The sequence below is a fragment of the Acinetobacter sp. A22 genome (assembly GCF_030913345.1).
GTDB classification, from domain to species: Bacteria; Pseudomonadota; Gammaproteobacteria; order Pseudomonadales; family Moraxellaceae; genus Acinetobacter; species Acinetobacter junii.
The window spans coordinates 2,489,918-2,510,812 of sequence record NZ_CP133162.1 but is presented as its reverse complement, the minus strand read 5'-3'; the positions used below and the strand labels follow the sequence as shown (position 1 = coordinate 2,510,812).

The following is a 20,895-nucleotide window of genomic DNA, read 5'->3' as shown; positions in this document are numbered from 1 at the left end:
TGATAAGTATGTAGACAAATTTAACATGATTGATATCGGGAGCCGTATATGGAAATTAAACAACTGAAACAGGTAGAAGTCGTTACAGATGTTGTATGTGATGTATGCAACCAATCAACGAAATTGGAGTTTGGAACTTTATCGGCGCATTGAGGCTATGGTTCCAAGCATGACGGGGAAAGATATGAATTGCAGTTATGTGAGAAATGTTTCTTTTATGCCTTGGCGACATTAATAAAAGAGCGAGCAGATGAGTTTATGTTTGATGAAAATTTTGACCCTTCAACACTAGATGGGTTTGGGTTGAAGTGAACCTATCATCACGACAGGTTCTAAGAATCCAGAAAATACTGACTCAGATCCAAGCCAGCAGCTTCATTTTTAATGGCGAGTAAGGAATTCAGGAAAAATATTTTTCTTTGCTTCGAGGTCACTGAGTTCGGAAAATGCTTGAATACCGCCTGCGGCTTTAATTCCATCTATAGCAACAGATAGAGCTTCCTGATCTGACGGGAATGTTTCATCCCATACCGTAGAAGTACCATTTTGGTTTACCACTTCCAGTGTCCAGTTACTATCAGGTAATCGATAAATGAGAATTTCAACTTGCTCATTATCCTCTTGTAAAATTTGAGACAAGGGAGAATCGATTAAATCATTTTCATCATAATCCAGAGTACTGTCATTATCAGACATCAGTGGCAGCCTTTATTGTATTTAACATCTGTCCATAGTAATGAATGAATTAAATTTTGCCTATAGGAATGAATGTTATGGGTGCAAAGAATGGCTAAATTTAAAAAATAATTGCCCCGACAATAAAACAAAATAATCCAAAAATTACCCAAATCCAGACATTCGACCTAGGTTGCTCCGTATCTGATGTATAGAGCGGTTGTTGTTCCTGAGCAGGATTTTCTTGGTTGCCAACTCTGTTTTTATAGGGTTGGTGCTTGGAATAGGATAGGCCTGTGCCAGGAATACCAACGCTGGTTCGGGTGCCTTTTTTGCCAATATTTAAAGAAGCACCAGGTTTGCCAATGCTTGCACTGCTGATGCCTTTATGCGTCAGATTGATTTTTAATCCAGGTAATATTTTAATACTCTTGCGAAATCTGAAGCCCATATTTTTTCCATTTACAAGAACCAGTTTGGTTTCTATCTGAGTTGTCCGGATAAAGTGAAATAAGAGTTTGATTCATTCATAGGACTGATCATTTGACTTATCTAGTGAAATATCAGTATGTTCTTTAACATAAGATATTGGCTTTTAGACAATGAATCAAACATCAAATTATTACAATCAACATGCTCAAGCATTTTTTGAAAATACCTATCAGGTTGAGATGGAAAGTCTTTACGCACCATTTCTAAGATATTTGCCCGAACAGGCATTGATCCTGGATTTGGGCTGTGGCTCGGGGCGGGACACTTTGGCATTTAAGAAAAAAGGCTATCAAGTTGAGGCAATTGATTATTCTGCCGAGCTGGTTGAAAAGGCGAGAGAGCTGACAGGCATCAATGTACGTCAGCAAAGTTTTTATGAGCTGAATGAAGTAGCTAAGTATGATGGTATTTGGGCCTGTGCTTCTCTTTTGCACTGTGAAAGAGATCGCCTGACTGAAGTGCTGGCGCGCATATTTAAAGCATTAAAGCCAAATGGTGTGTGTTATATGTCTTTTAAATATGGCGATACAGACCGTGAGAAAGAAGGGCGCAGCTTTACTGACTTGAATGAGCAGCAAGCTTACGACTTACTCAAACAAATAGATCAGGCTTTACTGTTACAGCAATGGATTACTGTAGATAAACGTCCAGACCGTACAGAAGAGTGGATCAACGTAATATGGAAAAAGCAATCACATGCTTTTGATTATTACCCACAGCGTTTATACAGTCGTGCCGAGTTAATGAAAGAGCCCTCTTTGATTCCTGCAGAACACGGGATTTATTTTTGGTGGTTCAAAACAAATCCACTGGGAATCCCAACAAAAAACTGTATAACGTATCAAGAATACACTTTGTTGTATGTTGGCATATCGCCTGACAAAAAGACTAAACCAAATAGTAAATCAAACTTGAGAATACGGCTTAAAACACACTTTACAGGTAATGCAGAAGGTTCAACACTAAGACGAACATTGGGCATACTTCTGGCTGAGATGAGTGGGTATCCGCTTAGAAGAGTAGGGTCAGGTAATCGCATGACTTTCACGCATTCAGGTGAGCAATGGCTGGATGCATGGCTTGAAGATAATGCATATGTGTCCTGGATAATTTGTGAAGAACCTTGGAATGTTGAGGAAAAGGTTTTTGAACAAACGATACTGCCACTCAATTTGAAAGGTAATCAGCACGAGTTTAAAAAAACCCTTTCAGCTATGCGTAAAAAAGCCATTCAAAATGCGAAAATGATGGAAATCGCTACGGAAGCAGGATTACAAAGACAGGTGAAGCTTCAACATGTGGCAGGATGATCACTTTATAGAAAATAATAAACCTACACCCAACGAGCAGCTGAAATTCTTGAAGCATATTCAGCAGATATTGCAGTCAGGGACGTTTACTTCGACATATAAGTTTGCTTTGCTGATAAGTATCACGCGTCTGGCGATTGAACAGGGTCAAGATACCGGTGCTGCCTTGCATTTGGAATATCAGGATATTGCGGAAAAGTTTATTGACCTGTACTGGAAACAGTCACTGCCGTTTCAGTTTAACCAGTATGAGCCTTTTACTATTCATCAAAGCACTGGTAAGCAGGCAAAGATCATCAGTGAAATTCAGAATGCACAGCAACAATTCAAGACCTTGGCCGCGTTGAGAAAGGATGTACTTTACTGGAACAGGCTGAAGCGAACAGTTGCGACAACGGTAAAGCAAATGCCGGTAGTATATTTGCAGAATTTAAATGGTCAAACCGTAGAATTTCTCTATAATCTTGAAGATTCCAAGCAGTCCCTCAAGCTGTTGCCCAAGGTGATGTATTGCTTAAGACAATTTAGTGAAATCATTGAAGAGTTGTGTCAGAAACGTTGGATTGACTTTGTTCGACTGAATAAACAAAACCTTGTTGTCTTGGATGGGCTACCTGATTTGGATGAATTTATGTTTGCTCCTAGTCGTAGTCAATTGGGGCAAGTCGCAAACTTTCTCATTGACCTACAAGAATGTCAGTGTTTCTACTGTGGCAAGAGTCTTAAAAACAATAAATACGCAGTAGATCACTTTATACCGTGGTCACTTTACCCAGCAGATACGGGGCATAACTTTGTCCTGGCAGATGACAAATGTAACTCTCAGAAAAGTAACTATCTGGCCTCGGAAGAGTTCTTGAATCAATGGCTGGAACGGAATCATTTACATGATCAGCTGATCACACAAGAGATTTCTCAATTGGGTTTTTTAACCGATATTCAGCGTTCGCATCGGGTAGCTGATTGGGCATACAGACAGGCAGTTGAGAATGAGTATTTGGTTTGGTTGGGTGGTAGTGAAAAAAAACTAGTCTCTAAACTTATAGAAATTCGTTGTGAGAACAAAGTGATAATTTAATTAATAAGAAAAATATCAGCTATTATCATATTGTCTTAATTACTGCATTTGACAAATGAAACTCATTGATAACATCAACAGCACATTAGGTTCAGATATTGGGGGAAATCTCAGTAGTAAGTCCAGATTAAAGATCGCTGCTTCCTATTTCTCCATCTATGCTTACGCTGCTTTAAAAAAAGAATTAGAAAAGATCGAAGAGCTGCAATTTGTTTTTACATCTCCAACCTTTGTCGCTGATAACGTCACAGATAAGCTAAAAAAGGAAAAACGTGAATTCGTCATTCCTAAACAAGATCGTGAAAGCAGTCTGTACGGGACAGAATTTGAAATTCACTTAAAAAATCAGTTATCACAAAAAGCAATTGCTAAAGAATGTGCAGATTGGATACGACGAAAAGCAAAATTTAAGTCAAATAATAGCAATGCGCCGATGCAGGAATTTATCAGCATCCAAAAACCTGAGCAGTCTTTAACCTATATGCCTATTCAAGGGTTTACCCCGATGGGACTCGGTTTTGAAAAAGGCAATGCGATTTCCAATATGGTCAATTGCTTTGATGAGCAGCCGATGGTGCAAACCTATATTCAGCTATTCAATCAAATTTGGAATGACCCCTCAAAAGTTGACGATGTCACCAGTGAAATTATTCGACACATTGAGTCTGTCTATCAGGAAAATCCACCTGAACGTATTTACTTTTTAATGCTTTACAACATCTTCAAAGATTTTTTAGAAGATATCAATGCAGATGTGATGCCGAATGACCTGACAGGTTATCAAGATACCTTAGTATGGAATAAGCTGTTCAATTTCCAAAAAGATGCAGCCGTAGGCATTATCAATAAACTTGAAACCTATAATGGCTGTATCTTGGCGGATAGTGTTGGTTTGGGTAAGACCTTTACCGCATTGGCCGTAATCAAATACTACGAATTACGAAACAAGAGTGTTCTAGTTTTATGTCCTAAGAAATTGGGAGCGAACTGGACGAATTATAACGCCAATCTAGTCACGAACATCTTTGCCAAAGACCGTTTTAGCTACGATGTGCTGTATCACACCGATCTCTCTCGCAAAGGTGGTGAAACCCTAGGTATAGATTTGGCGAAAATCAATTGGGGCAACTATGACTTAGTGGTGATTGATGAGTCTCATAACTTCCGTAACCGTGGCACATTTAAGGATCGTGAAACACGTTATGACCGCTTAATGAATCAAGTGATTCGTCAGGGCGTGAAAACTAAAGTGTTAATGTTATCTGCTACGCCAGTAAACAATCACTTTACTGACCTTAAGAATCAGCTCGCCCTTGCTTATGAAGGCAATGCAGCGTTATTGGAAAATAAGCTCGATACTGAACGTGATATCGAAACCGTATTCCGTAGAGCACAGGCCAGTTTTAATGCCTGGGCAAAACTAGATCCTGCCCAACGGACAACTCAAGCGATTCTGAACCTTCTAGATTTCGATTTCTTTAAGCTGTTGGATAGCGTGACAATTGCTCGTTCAAGAAAACACATCCAAACTTTCTATGACACCAAAGATATTGGACAGTTCCCTCAACGACTCAAGCCGATTTCATTCCGTTGTGCATTATCAACTGATCAGGATAGCGTTTCTCTGAATCAAATTTATGCAGATCTGTCTTTAATCAAGATGTCAGTCTATGCGCCAGTCAGCTATATCTTTCCAAGTGCTTTAAAAAAGTATGAAGAAATTTTTGATACTCGTGTAGAAGGCAAAGGTAAATTAAGACAGGTAGACCGTGAAAAAAGTTTACAGGCCTTGATGACGGTCAACTTACTGAAACGCCTAGAAAGTTCTGTCCATGCGTTTAGGCTGACATTGAACGTTTTAAAGAAAAATATTGAAAATGTACTCACTAAAATTGCGGACTTTGAAGCTCGTCAGGCGGATGATGAGGTCAGTCTTTCACCAGACTTTGGCTATGATGAGGATGAGAATGGTGAGTTACTCAATACTGAAGATCTAATTGGTAATAAGCTCAAAATTCATTTGGCTGATATGGATCTGTTGAGTTGGAAAACGGATCTAGATGGTGACTACCACATTATTCTCGGTTTATTGCGAATGATTCAGCCAATTAATGCTGAAAAGGATGCCAAACTACAACATCTTAAAGCGCATGTTGTTGAGAAAATTCAGAACCCAATTAATGCCAATAACCGTAAAGTCATCATATTTACTGCCTTTGCGGATACAGCGAATTATATCTATGAGCATATTGCTCCGATTTTGCTAGAAACCTACGGTCTGCACAGTGCCAAAGTGATCGGCAGTGATAATACTTCAACGATTAAGACCAGAGTGGGAAGTCGTCAAAGTTATGATATGCAGGGCTTACTGACTCTATTCTCTCCACAATCAAAGCAAAAAGCAGACATATTTCCTGAAGAGTCCAGAGAAATTGATGTGCTTATTGCAACGGACTGTATTTCCGAAGGTCAAAACTTACAGGACTGTGATTATTTGATTAATTTCGATATTCACTGGAATCCTGTACGCATCATTCAACGTTTTGGGCGTGTGGATCGTATTGGCTCATCAAACAGCGTCATTCAGCTCGTTAATTACTGGCCTGATATTAGTCTGGATGAATATATTAACTTGCGTGAACGGGTCGAGAATCGCATGGTGATCGTCGATATGACTAGTACGGGAGATGATAACGTTCTCAGTGCTCAAGCCAATGATATTGCCTATCGTCGTGAACAATTACAGAAGCTACAAACTGAAGTTTTAGACTTGGAAGATGCCAACACAGGTGTTTCTATTACTGATTTAGGTTTGAATGACTTCCGTATGGATTTGCTTGGCTATATGGAAGAGCATCCTGAATTGGAGCGATTACCGAATGGACTACATACTGTTGTGCCTGCACAGCCAGAACTCGGTTTAAATGCGGGAGTCATTTTCACCCTAAGAGCACGACATCCTGAGTCGCCTAACAGCCAAAGCAACCGCCTATATCCATATTACTTAGTTTATATTAATCAAGGCGGTGAAGTCGTTTATGACTACACCCAAGCCAAATATTTATTGGATCTAGCACGTAAAGCATGTCGAGGAAAAGATCATCCGATTCCTGAAGCGTATGAAAAGTTTAATGATAAAACCAATGATGGACGAGATATGAGCCAATATTCAGAATTGTTGGATATTGTGATTCATACCATTCAGGACGTAAAAGCGGAAAAGGATATTGATAGCCTGTTTTCAGGCTTGACTACATCAGCGTTGGTAGATGTGGTTTCTGGATTAAACGACTTTGAGCTGATTAGCTTTATTGTGATTGAAGAACCTTAAGCATGAAGTTATACAAGTTTCCGCAGCAGGCTAAAGTGGATCGGTTAATTCCGAAAAATAAGTTTTATGAACAAGGAAAAGCCAATACCAAGATAGAACAGCTATTTGTTAATCAAGTGGAAAATATACGGTGGGCGTACAAGTTGGCTTCATCTACAATTCACCTCCAAGATCAGGAAGATTTGAAGGAAATTCAAATCTTTCGAGTAAAAAGTCGGGTTGAAGATTTAGATGTGTCAATTCTATCTTTCATTGATAAACTCATTCTCACTCCAATTATTTTTGAAGTTGTTTATCAAGATAAAGTGAAAGTTGTTGCAACCTATAAACGTTTGAATCAAGCAGACAAAACTAAAGCGGTGATAGGTCAATATTATGCTTCTGAGTGGCTAGAAGATCATGATCGTATTGAATTGCCCCTTTACTTAAAACTGGCTGATCTATATGAACATTTCATCACCCAAATATTGCCGATTGCATCAAGTAAAGATCAAGAAAACGATGATGAATCCGTTTCTATTGAACTTCAATTGCAAAAATCTCAACAACTTGAAAGCTTGCAAAAGCAGCTTGATAAGCTGAAATCCAAGTTAAGAAATGAAAAGCAATTTAATCGTAGAGTTGAGTTGAATAAACAATTGCAAAATTTGCAATTACAGATAAACCGTATTCATTAATGGTTGATATAAAATGATAAATTCCATTATTCAGCAGTTAGAGCAATTGATCGCAGGAAATTTTGCCCTTCTACGAGAAAGCGTAGATATTGAGTGCAAATTAGCTATTGGTCAGGATGGAAAAGGTGGTTTACCAAAAAGCCTTTGGGAAACATACAGTGCTTTTGCAAATACGGATGGTGGCATTATTATTCTAGGTGCTAAAGAGTTAAAAAATGACACATTTGAAGCACGTGGTATAGAAAATCTTATTCGGATCAAAGCAGATTTATTTAATACGCTGAATAATCCTGCAAAGATTAATAAAAATTTGTTAACCGATCAGTTTGTTCGAGAATGGCAAGTTGATGGTAAATGTTTGCTAGTGATTGCTGTGCCTAGAGCGTCACGAAAGCAGCAGCCAATTTATTTAAATAATAATCCACTCAATAATACTTATGTTCGTCAGAATGAGGGTGACTATAAACTTGATGATGAACATGTCAAACGCATGTTGGCTGAACAAGCACATGATGGTCGAGATGACGAAATTCTTCCGAATTTTGGGTTAGATGATTTAGCGATAGAGTCATTAAGGTCTTATCGACAACGATATAGTAATTTAAATCCTAATGCTGAATTAAATGACTTGGTTGATATAGATTTTTTACGTCGTATCGGAGCTTATGGGATTAACCGTGAAACAGGTGCGTACGGTCTAACTAAAGCGGGATTATTGATGTTTGGAATGCAGCATACAATAGCTGAGGTATTTCCAAACTACATGGTGGACTATCAAGAACGACCTCATGCGCAAACAGAAGCGCGTTGGGTTGATCGCGTCGTGCCCGATGGTTCTTGGAGCGGGAATTTATATGACTTTTACCGTAAGGTTTATAATAAACTTATACAAGATTTAAAAATTCCGTTTGAGCTTAAAGATGGAGTGCGTCAAGAAGATACACCAGTTCATATTGCATTACGTGAAGCTTTGGTGAATTGTATTGTACATGCGGATTATACAGATCGAGCTTCGGTCCTAATTGTAAAACGTCCCGATATGTTCGGTTTCCGAAATCCTGGGCTGATGCGGATTCCACTAGAGCATGCACTAAAGGGTAGTGAATCCGACTGTCGTAATCGCAAACTACATCAAATGTTTAGACTTATTAATGTGGGCGAGCAAGCAGGTTCAGGAATTCCAAAAATCCTATCTGGGTGGCATTCTCAGCATTGGATTCCACCTTATTTACATGAGAAGCGACAACCCAATAATCAAACCCTTCTCGAAATGACCATGGTCGATTTATTTCCATCTGACACCATGCAGCAATTGATGCAACAATTTGGCTCTAGTTTTACTGAACTCACGCAAAATGAGCGCGCTGCCCTTGCCATCGCTAAACTTGAAGGCACTGTAACACATGCACGTTTACAAACTGTTGTGACAGGACATTCAGTTGATATCACTCGTGATTTACAACATCTTGTCAAACTTGGCTTTCTAAATACAAGTGGTGGTCGTGGTTCTGTATATACCTTGGCTGGGGTAGATATTGTTCAGCCAGATGATATTTTTAATGAACAAAATAAAGAAATAAGTGAATCTAGCTCAGGTTCTAACGAAGCGAGCTTAGGTTCTAACGACGCTAGCTTAGGTCTTAAAGAGTCGAGCTCTATACCTAATGGATCATATAGAGATGAGATGGGGCGTTTGTGTAGCGATCGTTTGGACTTTCCAATTATTGATAATTTAATGGAACTGTCTGAGGATTTTAGGGAAAGTCTTTATGTATTGGCGAATGAAGCGAGAATGAAACAACGTCTTTCTTTAGAGGTCATGCAACATATTATTTTGCGACTTTGTAGTGAGCATTTTTTTACTATTTCCGCTTTGGGCGAATTGCTGAATCGTAAGGCTGACCCATTAAGAAAGCGTTATTTATCGCCAATGGTAAAAGCCAATCAGCTTTGTCTTGCATTTCCAACGACACCGACGCATGAAAAGCAAGCATACCGTACCAATACCGAATTCAATCATTCAGAAAATTAAGAGTTTATTATGTCAGACAAGTTAAAAATGCACTCACCCAATCTTGTTGATGCCAATATTGAAAAAATTGCAGCACTATTTCCAAACTGTGTTACAGAAGCACAAGGTGAAAATGGTGAGCTAAAAAAAGCCGTTGATTTTGACTTGCTTAAACAAGAACTTTCACAAGTTTTAGTTGAAGGTGAGCAGGAACGCTATCGTCTTGATTGGGTCGGTAAAAAAGAAGCCATTTTAACGGCTAATGCCCCAATTGCAAAAACTTTGCGTCCATGCCGTGAAGAGAGTGTAAGTTTTGACACCACAGAAAATTTATTTATTGAAGGCGATAACTTAGAAGCCTTAAAACTCCTGCAAGAGAATTACTTAGGTAAGATCAAAATAATCTACATTGACCCGCCATATAACACAGGAAACGACTTTATTTACGAAGATGACTTTACGGAAAGTACAGACGCTTTTTTTGAAAAATCGAATCAAATCGATGAAGAAGGTAACCGTTTAATTGCAAATACAGAAAGTAACGGGCGTTTTCATTCTGATTGGCTCAGCATGATGTATGGTCGTTTAAAGTTAGCTAGGAATCTACTTTCAGATGACGGAGTAATGTTTATCAGTATTGATGATAATGAATATCATAATTTAAAAAAGATTTGTGATGAAATATTTGGAGAAAATTCAAATAAAACTATTACAGTAAAGATGAGTGAAGCAAGTGGTTTAAAAATGGGTGGTGTCATAAAAAATGGTACTATCCCTAAACTTAAAGAATATGTGTTGGTTATTAAGAAAAATGGAGGAGTTAATGGGTTATTCTTTGATAAAATAGAAAAGGATAATTGGGATAAAGAATATAATATTTATCTTGAAAATTTTTCTTTAGAAGAAAAGAAAATAATTAATGAGATGTCTGAAAGAGAAAATATTTCAGATGATGATATTAGTATATTAGATGAAATAGTTTCTAAAATTTCTTTATTATCAGTTTCTGAAAAATTTAACTCACTAAATTTAAAAGAAACAGAAAAGGAAAAGTGGTTATTTGATAATGCTTGGAGAATTTGTCAATCCGCGACTTCTGCAAGTGTACTTCAACTAGCTAATAAGAAAAAAGGTTTCAATAAAAATCTATTATTTTTTGTGAAATCCTCTACAGGGATTCTATATTTAGTAAAATCTGATTATTCATCAGATAGTAAAAAACCTAGATTACAAATGATTTTCGCTGATCAAAATTTATCAGTTCATCCAGGGGATTTTTGGGGGCATATCAAAACAACTGGTCTAGATAATGAAGGTTATGTACCCTTTAAAAATGGGAAAAAACCATTAGCCTTATTAAAAGCACTCATAAAATCAAATATTGGAAATGATAAAAATGCAATAGTTTTAGATTTCTTTGCAGGCTCATCTTCGACTGCTGAAGCAATACTACAATTAAACTCCACCATGGAGTATGAGTTAAAGTTTATTCAAATTCAAATACCTGAAGATTTGAATAGATCTTATGCTCTTTCTTCTGGAAGTACAAAAAAGCAAGTTAAAGAAACTTTAGATTTTTTAAAAGCTAATAACTTACCAGAATATTTAACTGAACTTGGTAAAGAACGTATCCGTCGTGCGGGAAAAAAGATTCTAGATGACAATAAAGATAGAGAAGGTATCGAAAATTTAGATATTGGTTTCCGTGTCTTAAAAATTGATTCAACCAATATGAAGGATGTGTATTACACTCCTGATGCTTTGAAGCAATCTAATCTTTTAGATCTAGCATCCAATATTAAAGAAGATCGTACCTCTGAAGACTTGTTATTCCAAGTGATGTTGGATTGGGGGCTTGAACTTTCATTGCCAATTGAACGTAAAAATATTGCAGAAAAAGAAGTGTTTTATGTTGCTGGTAATAGCCTTGTCGCATGCTTTGATGATTTAACATTTGATGTTGTTGATGAAGTTGCCAAAGACTATCCATTGCGCTTCGTTTCAGCAGAAAAATCTATTCATCTCGATCATGATAAAACTAATATCAAGGAACGCTTTAAACAGCTCTCTTCTGATACTGAAGTTAAATTTCTTTAAGAGGGTTTAGGCAATGGAAATCCGTTTTAAAACTCTCGGTTATCAGAAAGACTCTGTACAGGCAATTGTGGATTGCTTTAAAGGACAGCCACGGTCTGAAGGTCATCGCTATATGATCGACCAAGGTGTAGCTAAAGTTAAAAAAGCAACTGCACAGGGTGATATGCTTGAAGAAACCTTGGATTTACAAGGTGGTAAGCCTAAAAAAGTGATTGCAGATGTTGGTTTTGAGAATGCCCATATTTTTGATCTACAAGCTGTACTGAAAAACATTCAGGACGTCCAAGCAGCAAGTGGATTACAAAGATCATCTCAACTCATCACGGATGATAATGGCAAAGGCAAGAACCTGACCAAAAGTCCATTAAACCTTGATATTGAAATGGAAACAGGTACAGGTAAGACCTATTGTTATATCCGTACCATGTTTGAACTGCATAAGCAGTATGGCTGGTCTAAATTTATTGTGGTCGTACCAAGCATTGCCATTCGTGAGGGCGTTTACAAAAGCCTGAATATGATGGCTGATCACTTTCAAGAGCAATACGGCAAAAAGGCCCGTTTCTTTATCTATGATTCCAAAGCATTACACCATTTGGAAAGCTTTAGCTCGAATGGTGGTATCAATGTCATGGTCATTAACGTTCAAGCATTCAATGCGACAGGTAAAGATAACCGTCGTATTTATGATGAACTAGATGAATTCCAATCCCGTCGTCCCATTGATGTGATTAGTCGTAACCGTCCAATTTTGATCTTAGATGAACCGCAAAAGATGGGGGCGGATAAAACCCTAGAGTCTTTATCTAACTTCAACCCATTGTTTATTCTGCGCTATTCCGCGACACATAAGCGCAATTATAACCTTGTTTACCGTTTGGATGCTTTGGATGCCTATAACCAAAAACTGGTGAAAAAAATCACTGTAAAAGGTGTGGAAGTACAAGGCTTAACGGGTACACATGGTTATTTATACTTACAGGACATCATCGTATCTAAATCTGCACCTGTCGCTCGCTTGGAAATTGAGATAGAAACAAAGAATGGTTTTAAACGTGAAGTCAGAAAGGTTAGTAAAGGCGATAACCTTTACGATATTTCCAATAAAGCTGAACAATACAATGACCGTTATGTCGTCTCAGACATTGATGCACGTGATAACTCTGTAACTTTCTTGAATGGCACAAAAATTCATGTGGGTGAAGCATTGGGGCATGTTGATGAAAAGATCATGCGAACCATTCAGATCCGTGAAACGATTCGGGCACACATTCAAAAAGAGCGTCAGTTATATAATCAAGGTATTAAAGTCTTGAGTCTTTTCTTCATTGATGAAGTGGCAAAATATCGTCAATATGATGAGGATAATAATCCTGTAGATGGCGAATACGTTCAAATTTTCAAGGAACAGTATCAACAGGTACTCAATGAAGTTCTGGATCTAAACTTAGAAAATGACCCATATTTTGACTATCTGAAAGCAATTGAGGTAGACCGTACTCACAACGGTTATTTCTCAATTGATAAGAAATCAAAACGTCTTGCCAATCCAGCAATTGATAAGAAAGCTGAAGAAGCTCAGGTATCCAATGATACAGACGCTTATGACCTGATTTTAAAAGATAAAGAACGCCTACTTTCCTTTGAAGAGCCAACTCGTTTTATTTTCTCTCACTCAGCGTTACGAGAAGGTTGGGATAACCCGAACGTGTTTGTGATCTGTACTTTAAAGCATTCAGATAATGTAATTTCTCGTCGCCAAGAAGTTGGCCGTGGTATGCGCCTTGCAGTGAATAAATTTGGCGAACGTATGGATGCCAACCATTTCCAAGGGGCATTAGGAGAAATTCATAAACTGAATAATCTCACAGTTGTGACCAATGAAAGTTACAAAGAGTTTGTGTCGAATCTACAATCAGAAATTCTGAATACGATTCAGAATCGCCCGACACAAGCGACCCCTGATTACTTTAAAGGGAAAATCTTTAAGTTATCCGATGGGTCTAGTGTTGAAGTCACTGAATTAATGGCAAAGCAGATTAATAAGCATCTGTCTAAGCACGATTATATTGATGACAATGATCAGTTAACGCCAAAGTATCACGAAGCGAAAGATCAAGGCACGCTGGCTGAATTGCCTGAAAGTTTAGTGGCTTATACTGAGCAAATTCACAAGCTGATTGATGGGCTGTTTGATCCTAAAGCTCTGGAAGGCATTGCAGACGATGGCAATAAGAAGCTGACCAATAACATCAATCAAGCCAATTTAGAACGTAAAGAGTTTCAGGCTTTATGGTCTCGAATTAATCGAAAAGCCGTTTATCAAATTCATTTAGATTCTGAAAAACTCATTGAGCAAAGCATTAGTGCTATTGAACGTACGGCTAAAGAGCGTAACAACAAATTTGTGGAAACGCTGAGTTATAAACTTGCTGAAGCAACGCAGAATGATGAATCCACCTATGAGCAAGTCAAAGCCAAAGAAATGTTTGGGAAGGTGACTTCAAAAACTGAGGTTGCGAATATTTCTATTCAGTCTCAAGTGACCTATGACCTAATTGGCAATATTGCCGATGATACCAATCTCACTCGTAAAACGGTTGCCCGTATCTTACAGGGAATTAACGCTGCGGTATTTGCACAGTTTAAGTTGAATCCAGAAGCTTTCATTCGTGAAATGAGTCGTATCATCAACGAACAGCAAGCAAAAATGGTCATTCAAGGACTGAAATACAACCCTTTAGATAGCACTTATCCTGACAATGAAATTTTTGTCAGTAATGAGAATATTCCATTACAGGCGTTTAAGGCAGAGCGGCATATTTGGGATTATGTCGTCACTGATTCTGATAATGAGCGTAAATTTGTTGAGGAGCTGGATGGTGCAGAAGAAGTTGTTGTTTATGCAAAACTCCCTGATCGTTTTCAGATCCCTACGCCTTTTGGTAGCTATAACCCTGATTGGGCAATTGCTTTCAATAAGGATAAAGTACGTCAAATCTATTTCGTTGCAGAAACTAAAGGCTCAATGCTAGACAGTGACCTAAGGGAAAAAGAGAAACGTAAAATTGACAGTGCTAAAAAGTTCTTCGCTACTTTAAATCAAGAAAATCAATCGTTGGAGGAGGTAGTTCATTATTCGGTGATTGATAGTTTTAGCAGTTTGATGAACTTAGTGAAATAAGCAATCGAAAGTCTATGACTAAGTCATAGACTTTCTTTTACGAGGAAATTATGGGCTTTTTTGATATGTTGTTTTCTGGCATTGGGTCTTTATTCAGTGCAGCAGTGAGCGTAGTTTCTGAAGTCGTTTCTACAGTCAAAACCTATTTCACGGCAAAAGAAATCGTGACAAAGACTGTCTACGATGAACGAGACAAAAAACAAGATCAAATACATGAGCTTAATCAAGAAATTCAATTTTTGCGTAGAAAATTGAATGAAGCAGGACGTATTACTGAACAACAACGTAAAAGACTGTATGAGCTTGATGAGGAAAGAAATTTTCTAAAACAAGGCATTAAAAGTGATAGTCAAATTATTGCTGCTGATAGATTTCAACAGAATGAAAATAATATTCATAAAGTTGATATTGATCTAGAAACAACACATGTTCTTCAGTGGAATGCTTTTGCAGATACCATGGCAAAGACATGCCCTAAATGTCAAAGACCTATGAAATTGCAGTGGGCACGTAATTTAGTTTATGTTAATCCACAAGATTTCTATTGGGGGTGTACAGGTTGGTATTTTAAGAATAAGCAGGTTCGTTTATGTGAATATCGTGAAAATTTATCTCGACAAGACTTAGCATTAATGACAGATACATCCGCACCTGAATTTAGTCTTTCAGCTCAAGACTTTAATATTATTATTCAGGATCATCATACGTCTGAAAGTATTATAGAGCGTATGGATGATTTACAGTCTGATTTAAAGAATAAAAAGCAAGGTATTAGCGTTGTTTGTTGCCCAATGCATGCTGAACCGATGGTTTTACAAAAGAAAAAGAATGGTATTGGGTTGTTAGATCAATATTATCTAAGATGTCCACATTGGGCACCTAATGACCAAGGTTGCCCTTATACAGAGAAGCTAAAATCAGGTTCACAATTGGCAGCTTTATTAAAGCATCAGACAGGTACAGGTATACTCTAACAATTCATGGAAATTTATCTAAGAGTTAATTTTCTGAGGTGTCCATGTAAAATAAGAACGGGTGTTCAGCTTCAAATAAGAATATCTGTCCATTTAATAAGAATATGCGATTAATGCAATTTTGAAAAATCTAATTATAAAAGCCAATCATCTCAGCAAGATAATTGGCTTAAGTAAAGAGTCGTATTATTTGGTTATTCGTCGATCATCCCAATAACACGGTACTACAATCAAATTGTTTTCATGTAATCGTGACCATAATCGGACACCTAAATCTCGCTGCATATTTTGGACTGTGAAATTGGAAATCAGCAGGGTAGATTTCATATTGTCATAACGGCTATATAGAACCTTATGTACCATCTCTAGGCGTTTTTCATGCCGGTCATGCAGGCCATATTCGTCTATCACCAATAAATCAAAACTGGAGAAATGGTCGATGACTTCTTTCTCAGAGCGTGAAGTATCTGACCAAGTATCCATCATTTTTTGAGCAATTTCTGCGCTGGTATAGTAGCGTGCAGATTTTGTACTGTTATGCAGAATGTTGCGAATAATTGATGCACTCAGATGGGTTTTACCTGTACCCGGTGTACCAATCATCAACATGTTCGGGTTGTGGTTAGAAATAATTTGCTGTGCAAAGGCCTGACATAGCTTGATGGTATTTTCTTGTGCAGGGCATGCAACTACAAAATTCTTGAAGCCACGGTCCAGATAGCGTTTATTGAGCCCTGAGTTTTTGATTTTCTGTTCTAGCAATCGCTGTTGCAGTCCATCCTCATAGGCTGCATTTGAGTGATGGACGGTTTCTTTGGCACACAATTTACAGAGCCTGTGACCTGCAATTTCCATCAGGGGTATATGATGGGTAGCGCAAAGTGTTTCCGTTGTTTCTGCGCGAAACTGAAGTGTTTTAAGCATCGTATTCATGACTCATCTCCTAAATCCACTTTGAATTTTCTAAAAAATTCTCATTTTTTTCTTCAAAATTTGAAGATGAAGATGAAGATGAAGATGAAGATGAAGATGAAGGGCATGATTCAAGCATGGCTTGAGTAATACTCGAGCTCTTCTCAGGAGTTGCTTGAGCATTTACTTTTCGTTGCTTGGTTGATGCTTGAGCATTACTAGCGGATTTCCCCCAACGTGCTTGAGCTGCATTTTTAGCTTTATCAGATTTCATTTGCTGATTTTGCAATGCCTGGCTTTTTAAACTGCTTAAGAAATTTGAATGAATCTGCTCAGACTCGACTTCAAACAATTCTAGGGCCATCAGCGTATTTAACAAAGTTTTAGCCTTGGTGTGCTGCGGTAATTTCGTGATGCTACATACAGTAGCTAGGTCGTGAGGAATGGCACCATTTTTCCAGAAATCCATCATTAACAGCAGTGCCGCACCAATTTGTTCTGCTGTCATTCGTGCAAATTTCGCCTGTAGGTCGCCAATATAGAGTGGCATCCAAATTGAAATATCTTTATTCATATGTTGACCTTTTTATAGGTATAAAGGGGCTAAGGTCATCGATTTGATGACCTTTTATGTTTGTTTTATGAGTGAGCGAGACTCATCAAGCGGAGACGGGCCTGTTGAGCCAAGTCATCGTAATGAGCTTGTCCTTCATCCAGCATTCGCTGTAACCAGAGTCTCAATGCTTGGTGATCATCGAAGCATTTATTGATTTCCAGCAAAAAGGCCAGATTGTGCAGTTTGGGAATGTGTAGCTCATGGATTAATTCACGAGCGACCATATCTGCTTCAGGACTGACGACCACACCACCAAAGAAAGCTTTACTATTCATGTGCAAGCTCCTCTGTATTTAGTTTTTCCAGCATGGCTTCAAATGCACTGCCATCGCGGCGCGTAACATTGGGGATGTAACGGCTATAGACCCGGAACAACATTTCAGTGGTTGAATGTCCCAATTGACGTGCGATCCATTCCGGATTTTCTCCTGCCGACAGCCAGAGCGTTGCGGCTGTATGACGTGTTTGGTAGGCTCTTCTAGACTTCAATCCTAGAAAGCGCAAGATCGGATGCCAGACACGTTTATTCACCAGACGGTAATCGAGAGGTCCACCATCACGATTGCAGAAAACAAACTCTGATTTACCGTTATTTAAGCTTTTCTGTTGCAGAAAGGCTTGGTAAACGCGGTCATTCATCTGGATCGTGCGGTCAGAACCATAAGTTTTGGTTCCACCAAGCACACCATTCACTAACGCTTCTCTGATATGGATTTCACGACGCTGTAAGTCGATATTTTTCCATTGCAGACCATCGATTTCACTGGTACGCATACCCGTAAAAAAGCGAATGGTGTAATAGGGGCGAAAGTCTTCACGCACTGTGGTAAGAATTTTATGCACCTCTTCCAGAGAAAAAGGTGTGACTTCAATCTTGCTTTCCTTCAGATTGTTAATATTTTTATAAGGCGACTCAAACTCGTATCGTTCAGCCGCATCATTGAGTATCATACGTAAAGGCGTCATGATTTGATTGATTCTCGATGCTTTCAGACTTGTCTGATTTTTTCCGTGAGTCACTTTGGCGAGAGAGGCACGGAAGTTCAGCAAGTCTGACTTCTTGATTTTCGAGAGAACCTGATTACCAAAAGCAGGAATCAAATAGTTTTTGATCACAATTGAAACCTTTTGCTGGTATGAGGTTCTCCATTCAACTTGTTTCTGCTTTAACCACAATTCAGTAAACTCTTTAAAAAGAGGAACTTTGGTCTGTACAGCAATTTGCTGACTTCTTTTTTCCTTAAACTCCTCAACACGGTTACTTTTTGGAAAGTACTTTTCGTATTCAAAAGTTCCCAAAGTAATTTCCGCCTCCAGCTGCTCGAGACGTTTTTTCAAAATACGACGATTATAGGCATTGTCTTCAAGACTAGTTGTTTCTCTGCAACGAATGCCCATGTAGCGAAAATCGGCAATCAGTTTGCCACTTCGTTCCCGGATGGTAGCCATCAGTTAAACCTCCTAAGCCTTATTGCAGGGCATCCATGCTTAAACCAGTGAATTTAAGCATTTCAGTTTCAATGCGTTCCCAAACAAAAAGAATTTTGCGGCCACCAAAAGGACGGATGTAGTGAACACCTTCGATAAAGACACTGTCCTTTAGCTGGTTGCGAATAGTACGAGCGTCGTACTGGATTTTTTCAGCCAGTTGCTGGGCTGTGAGATAGGTATATGACATAATAGAGCCTCATATTTTTTACTAGGTAACTAGGAAAAATTATTCCTAAGACATAAATTATCATATTTTTATGTTGTTGCAAGTACTTTTTATGATTTAAGTAGGAAATTTTATGATTATTTCAAACTTGGCAGTTTTATTAGCAGAAAGGAAACTTAAGGTTGCTGATTTGGTAAGAAGTACTGGAATTAATAAATCTACTTTGCACAAACTTTATAATGATGAATCTGTACGGATTGATTTTGAAACCATTGATAAAATTTGTATTGCATTAGATGTGGGAGTGGGTGATTTATTGATTTTTAAGAAAATTGATAATAATCAAAATGATAATGGTTAGTTTGGTCACAAATGGTCACATCAAAAAGTGAAATGGTCACAAATTATTGAACGATTGGTAAAAAACACTGTGCTTTGAAAAGAGTTAGGTGTTTTTTACAGCCAAAAAAGCTCTGAGAGGGCTAAAAAGTAGAGATGGAATGAGAGCATTTGAGATCAATTAAGACCATTTTTATTGTCGTGGGCACGCCATGGTCACATCTTGGTCACAAAATACAAATTACATTAAGAATATTTTTTATTGAATTGAATCACAAAGGAAGGCGGAATTTTCAAAAATATAATAAAATCAACAAGAAAAAAGCCCTAATCTTTCGAATAGGGCCTTTTAAATTTGGAGCGGGAAACGAGACTCGAACTCGCGACCCCAACCTTGGCAAGGTTATGCTCTACCAACTGAGCTATTCCCGCATATTGAGCAGTTTTTACTAAAACTTACACTTAAAAAAACCAATCTGGAGCGGGAAACGAGACTCGAACTCGCGACCCCAACCTTGGCAAGGTTATGCTCTACCAACTGAGCTATTCCCGCGTGCCAGCTATAATACATTAAGCAAAACAAGGGTCAACAACTTTATGCAAAGTTTTTGCTTAATTGCATAAAATAAAAGCATTTATCTTGAAAATACCGAAAAACTCACCTTTAGAGGCGAAGTTTTAATCTATTTTGCCCAGATACTCTGCGTTTGTATCTCCGAAATCATCACAGACCTCATGCAAGTAGTTATGTATAATCAATGCACTATCTCAATCTGATTTACAGAGTGAATGATGAACTTAGAACAACAGTTAATTGAGCGCTTAAACACGTTAAACCCAACTCAGCTTGAAGTTATCAATGAATCTTCAGGTCATGGTGGATACTTTCCAGGTAAAGAATCCCATTTTAAGGTTGTGGTGGTTAGTGAAGAGTTTCAAGGTTTACGTCTCGTGCAACGTCATCAGAAAATTTATGCGGTTGCTGCGGAACTGATGAGTCCTGGGAAAATTCACGCCTTAGCTATACATGCTTATATCCCTTCAGAATGGCAAGGACAAGCACCAGCAAGTCCTGAATGTGCCCATGCACCAAAAAACTAGGAATCGACTATGGACGCGCATTTAATTACCAAAATTATCCATATGTCAGCGGTGAGTTTGCTCATTCTAGTATTTGTCGCTCGAGCAGCAACTTTGTTTATTGGATTGCGAGATAATCAACAGCCAAATACTAGTTCAAGTAAAGCGATCGTAGGGTTACAGCATTTATCGTTAACTTTAATTATTGTTACGGGTGCTGTGCTGGTTTATATGAAGAACTTCCAAGTCGAGCCGTGGTTCTATGCCAAAGTCATCCTATTTTTTGTACTGTGGTCTTCGATGATCAAAATGTATAAAAAAGATGATACGGTGCTTTTGGTTCAACGTCGTGCTGGTTTATTGATCGGAACAGTGGCCTTAGTGGGTATTCTGGGCTTAGTTATGATCAAGCCAGTTTTTGCATGATTGTTTGACATTGTTTTAGTAATTGTTTTAGCACTA

At 38.2% G+C, this 20,895-nt stretch carries 18 protein-coding genes, 2 tRNA genes and 2 pseudogenes; 13 read left to right on the top strand and 9 right to left on the bottom strand.

What is annotated here, in order from left to right:
• Window positions 1–48 precede the first annotated feature (48 nt).
• Window positions 49–312 (top strand): annotated as a pseudogene (locus Q9Q86_RS12280) (hypothetical protein).
• A gap of 69 nt (window positions 313–381) precedes the next feature.
• Here Q9Q86_RS12280 and Q9Q86_RS12275 read toward each other — a convergent pair.
• Window positions 382–696: a hypothetical protein gene (locus tag Q9Q86_RS12275; RefSeq protein WP_087547281.1), complete on the bottom strand. Its 315-nt coding sequence runs from the start codon at window positions 694–696 to the stop codon at window positions 382–384.
• A gap of 100 nt (window positions 697–796) precedes the next feature.
• Window positions 797–1,126 (bottom strand): DUF4236 domain-containing protein, encoded by a 330-nt coding sequence (locus Q9Q86_RS12270; protein WP_005092535.1) that lies wholly within the window; start codon window positions 1,124–1,126, stop codon window positions 797–799.
• Between the two features lie 151 nt (window positions 1,127–1,277).
• On the opposite strand from Q9Q86_RS12270, the pseudogene Q9Q86_RS12265 reads away from it, so the two are divergent.
• The 9 genes and pseudogenes from Q9Q86_RS12265 to Q9Q86_RS12230 form a co-directional block, all read left to right on the top strand.
• A pseudogene (locus Q9Q86_RS12265) lies at window positions 1,278–1,856 on the top strand (class I SAM-dependent methyltransferase); the annotation flags it as partial.
• Between the two features lie 54 nt (window positions 1,857–1,910).
• On the top strand, window positions 1,911–2,477 hold the full coding sequence (locus tag Q9Q86_RS17495; protein ID WP_033133982.1) for a GIY-YIG nuclease family protein: 567 nt from the start codon (window positions 1,911–1,913) through the stop codon (window positions 2,475–2,477).
• Entirely contained in the window at window positions 2,464–3,555 is a 1,092-nt protein-coding gene (locus tag Q9Q86_RS12260) for an HNH endonuclease (RefSeq protein ID WP_112986535.1), read from the top strand. The genes Q9Q86_RS17495 and Q9Q86_RS12260 overlap by 14 nt, the downstream gene beginning before the upstream one ends.
• Before the next feature lie 55 nt (window positions 3,556–3,610).
• Window positions 3,611–6,886, top strand: a complete 3,276-nt coding sequence (locus Q9Q86_RS12255) for a helicase-related protein (protein ID WP_112986534.1) — start codon at window positions 3,611–3,613, stop codon at window positions 6,884–6,886.
• 2 nt (window positions 6,887–6,888) lie between these two features.
• Window positions 6,889–7,563: a DUF4391 domain-containing protein gene (locus tag Q9Q86_RS12250; protein WP_112986533.1), complete on the top strand. Its 675-nt coding sequence runs from the start codon at window positions 6,889–6,891 to the stop codon at window positions 7,561–7,563.
• A 13-nt stretch (window positions 7,564–7,576) separates the two neighbouring features.
• Window positions 7,577–9,595 (top strand): RNA-binding domain-containing protein, encoded by a 2,019-nt coding sequence (locus tag Q9Q86_RS12245; RefSeq protein WP_112986532.1) that lies wholly within the window; start codon window positions 7,577–7,579, stop codon window positions 9,593–9,595.
• A gap of 9 nt (window positions 9,596–9,604) precedes the next feature.
• On the top strand, window positions 9,605–11,671 hold the full coding sequence (locus tag Q9Q86_RS12240) for a site-specific DNA-methyltransferase (RefSeq protein ID WP_205669701.1): 2,067 nt from the start codon (window positions 9,605–9,607) through the stop codon (window positions 11,669–11,671).
• Between the two features lie 13 nt (window positions 11,672–11,684).
• Window positions 11,685–14,855 carry a type III restriction-modification system endonuclease gene (locus tag Q9Q86_RS12235; RefSeq protein WP_112986531.1) on the top strand — a complete coding sequence of 1,057 codons (3,171 nt, stop codon included), beginning with the start codon at window positions 11,685–11,687 and terminating at the stop codon, window positions 14,853–14,855.
• Window positions 14,856–14,905: 50 nt separating this feature from the next.
• Window positions 14,906–15,829, top strand: a complete 924-nt coding sequence (locus Q9Q86_RS12230; RefSeq protein ID WP_077165048.1) for a hypothetical protein — start codon at window positions 14,906–14,908, stop codon at window positions 15,827–15,829.
• Window positions 15,830–16,015: 186 nt separating this feature from the next.
• Here the strand turns inward: Q9Q86_RS12230 and Q9Q86_RS12225 are convergent, their stop codons facing one another.
• From Q9Q86_RS12225 to Q9Q86_RS12205, 5 genes are all read right to left on the bottom strand, one after another.
• Window positions 16,016–16,762: an ATP-binding protein gene (locus tag Q9Q86_RS12225; protein ID WP_112986530.1), complete on the bottom strand. Its 747-nt coding sequence runs from the start codon at window positions 16,760–16,762 to the stop codon at window positions 16,016–16,018.
• Between the two features lie 10 nt (window positions 16,763–16,772).
• Window positions 16,773–17,315 (bottom strand): DUF1376 domain-containing protein, encoded by a 543-nt coding sequence (locus tag Q9Q86_RS12220; RefSeq protein WP_112986529.1) that lies wholly within the window; start codon window positions 17,313–17,315, stop codon window positions 16,773–16,775.
• 65 nt (window positions 17,316–17,380) lie between these two features.
• Window positions 17,381–17,632, bottom strand: coding sequence for a hypothetical protein (locus tag Q9Q86_RS12215; RefSeq protein WP_001084945.1), 252 nt, complete (start codon window positions 17,630–17,632; stop codon window positions 17,381–17,383).
• Entirely contained in the window at window positions 17,625–18,806 is a 1,182-nt protein-coding gene (locus Q9Q86_RS12210; RefSeq protein WP_112986528.1) for a site-specific integrase, read from the bottom strand. Before Q9Q86_RS12210 ends, Q9Q86_RS12215 begins: the two co-directional genes overlap by 8 nt.
• A 19-nt stretch (window positions 18,807–18,825) precedes the next feature.
• On the bottom strand, window positions 18,826–19,035 hold the full coding sequence (locus tag Q9Q86_RS12205) for a hypothetical protein (protein WP_000122748.1): 210 nt from the start codon (window positions 19,033–19,035) through the stop codon (window positions 18,826–18,828).
• A gap of 112 nt (window positions 19,036–19,147) precedes the next feature.
• On the opposite strand from Q9Q86_RS12205, the gene Q9Q86_RS12200 reads away from it, so the two are divergent.
• A complete protein-coding gene (locus tag Q9Q86_RS12200; RefSeq protein WP_112986527.1) occupies window positions 19,148–19,375 on the top strand; it encodes a helix-turn-helix transcriptional regulator in 228 nt (75 codons plus the stop codon).
• A gap of 334 nt (window positions 19,376–19,709) precedes the next feature.
• Here Q9Q86_RS12200 and Q9Q86_RS12195 read toward each other — a convergent pair.
• Window positions 19,710–19,785: transfer RNA gene (locus Q9Q86_RS12195), tRNA-Gly, on the bottom strand.
• 45 nt (window positions 19,786–19,830) lie between these two features.
• Window positions 19,831–19,906: transfer RNA gene (locus tag Q9Q86_RS12190), tRNA-Gly, on the bottom strand.
• 239 nt (window positions 19,907–20,145) lie between these two features.
• Here Q9Q86_RS12190 and Q9Q86_RS12185 point away from each other — a divergent pair.
• Both Q9Q86_RS12185 and Q9Q86_RS12180 read left to right on the top strand, forming a co-directional pair.
• Window positions 20,146–20,454 (top strand): BolA family transcriptional regulator, encoded by a 309-nt coding sequence (locus tag Q9Q86_RS12185; RefSeq protein WP_112987642.1) that lies wholly within the window; start codon window positions 20,146–20,148, stop codon window positions 20,452–20,454.
• Window positions 20,455–20,463: 9 nt separating this feature from the next.
• The gene (locus Q9Q86_RS12180) at window positions 20,464–20,859 is read left to right on the top strand and encodes a SirB2 family protein (protein WP_004905615.1); all 396 of its coding nucleotides are present in this window, start codon (window positions 20,464–20,466) and stop codon (window positions 20,857–20,859) included.
• Window positions 20,860–20,895: the final 36 nt, after the last annotated feature.

Excerpts from the sequence above, each read along its gene's own strand:
- Q9Q86_RS12205 (WP_000122748.1), bottom strand. The coding sequence starts at position 19,035 with ATGTCATATACCTATCTCACAGCCCAGCAACTGGCTGAAAAAATCCAG.
- Q9Q86_RS12250 (WP_112986533.1), top strand. The coding sequence starts at position 6,889 with ATGAAGTTATACAAGTTTCCGCAGCAGGCTAAAGTGGATCGGTTAATT.
- Q9Q86_RS12185 (WP_112987642.1), top strand. The coding sequence starts at position 20,146 with ATGAACTTAGAACAACAGTTAATTGAGCGCTTAAACACGTTAAACCCA.
- Q9Q86_RS12220 (WP_112986529.1), bottom strand. The coding sequence starts at position 17,315 with ATGAATAAAGATATTTCAATTTGGATGCCACTCTATATTGGCGACCTA.
- Q9Q86_RS17495 (WP_033133982.1), top strand. The coding sequence starts at position 1,911 with ATGAAAGAGCCCTCTTTGATTCCTGCAGAACACGGGATTTATTTTTGG.
- Q9Q86_RS12225 (WP_112986530.1), bottom strand. The coding sequence starts at position 16,762 with ATGAATACGATGCTTAAAACACTTCAGTTTCGCGCAGAAACAACGGAA.
- Q9Q86_RS12260 (WP_112986535.1), top strand. The coding sequence starts at position 2,464 with ATGTGGCAGGATGATCACTTTATAGAAAATAATAAACCTACACCCAAC.
- Q9Q86_RS12230 (WP_077165048.1), top strand. The coding sequence starts at position 14,906 with ATGGGCTTTTTTGATATGTTGTTTTCTGGCATTGGGTCTTTATTCAGT.
- Q9Q86_RS12275 (WP_087547281.1), bottom strand. The coding sequence starts at position 696 with ATGTCTGATAATGACAGTACTCTGGATTATGATGAAAATGATTTAATC.
- Q9Q86_RS12200 (WP_112986527.1), top strand. The coding sequence starts at position 19,148 with ATGATTATTTCAAACTTGGCAGTTTTATTAGCAGAAAGGAAACTTAAG.
- Q9Q86_RS12245 (WP_112986532.1), top strand. The coding sequence starts at position 7,577 with ATGATAAATTCCATTATTCAGCAGTTAGAGCAATTGATCGCAGGAAAT.
- Q9Q86_RS12235 (WP_112986531.1), top strand. The coding sequence starts at position 11,685 with ATGGAAATCCGTTTTAAAACTCTCGGTTATCAGAAAGACTCTGTACAG.
- Q9Q86_RS12180 (WP_004905615.1), top strand. The coding sequence starts at position 20,464 with ATGGACGCGCATTTAATTACCAAAATTATCCATATGTCAGCGGTGAGT.
- Q9Q86_RS12210 (WP_112986528.1), bottom strand. The coding sequence starts at position 18,806 with ATGGCTACCATCCGGGAACGAAGTGGCAAACTGATTGCCGATTTTCGC.
- Q9Q86_RS12240 (WP_205669701.1), top strand. The coding sequence starts at position 9,605 with ATGTCAGACAAGTTAAAAATGCACTCACCCAATCTTGTTGATGCCAAT.
- Q9Q86_RS12255 (WP_112986534.1), top strand. The coding sequence starts at position 3,611 with ATGAAACTCATTGATAACATCAACAGCACATTAGGTTCAGATATTGGG.
- Q9Q86_RS12215 (WP_001084945.1), bottom strand. The coding sequence starts at position 17,632 with ATGAATAGTAAAGCTTTCTTTGGTGGTGTGGTCGTCAGTCCTGAAGCA.
- Q9Q86_RS12270 (WP_005092535.1), bottom strand. The coding sequence starts at position 1,126 with ATGGGCTTCAGATTTCGCAAGAGTATTAAAATATTACCTGGATTAAAA.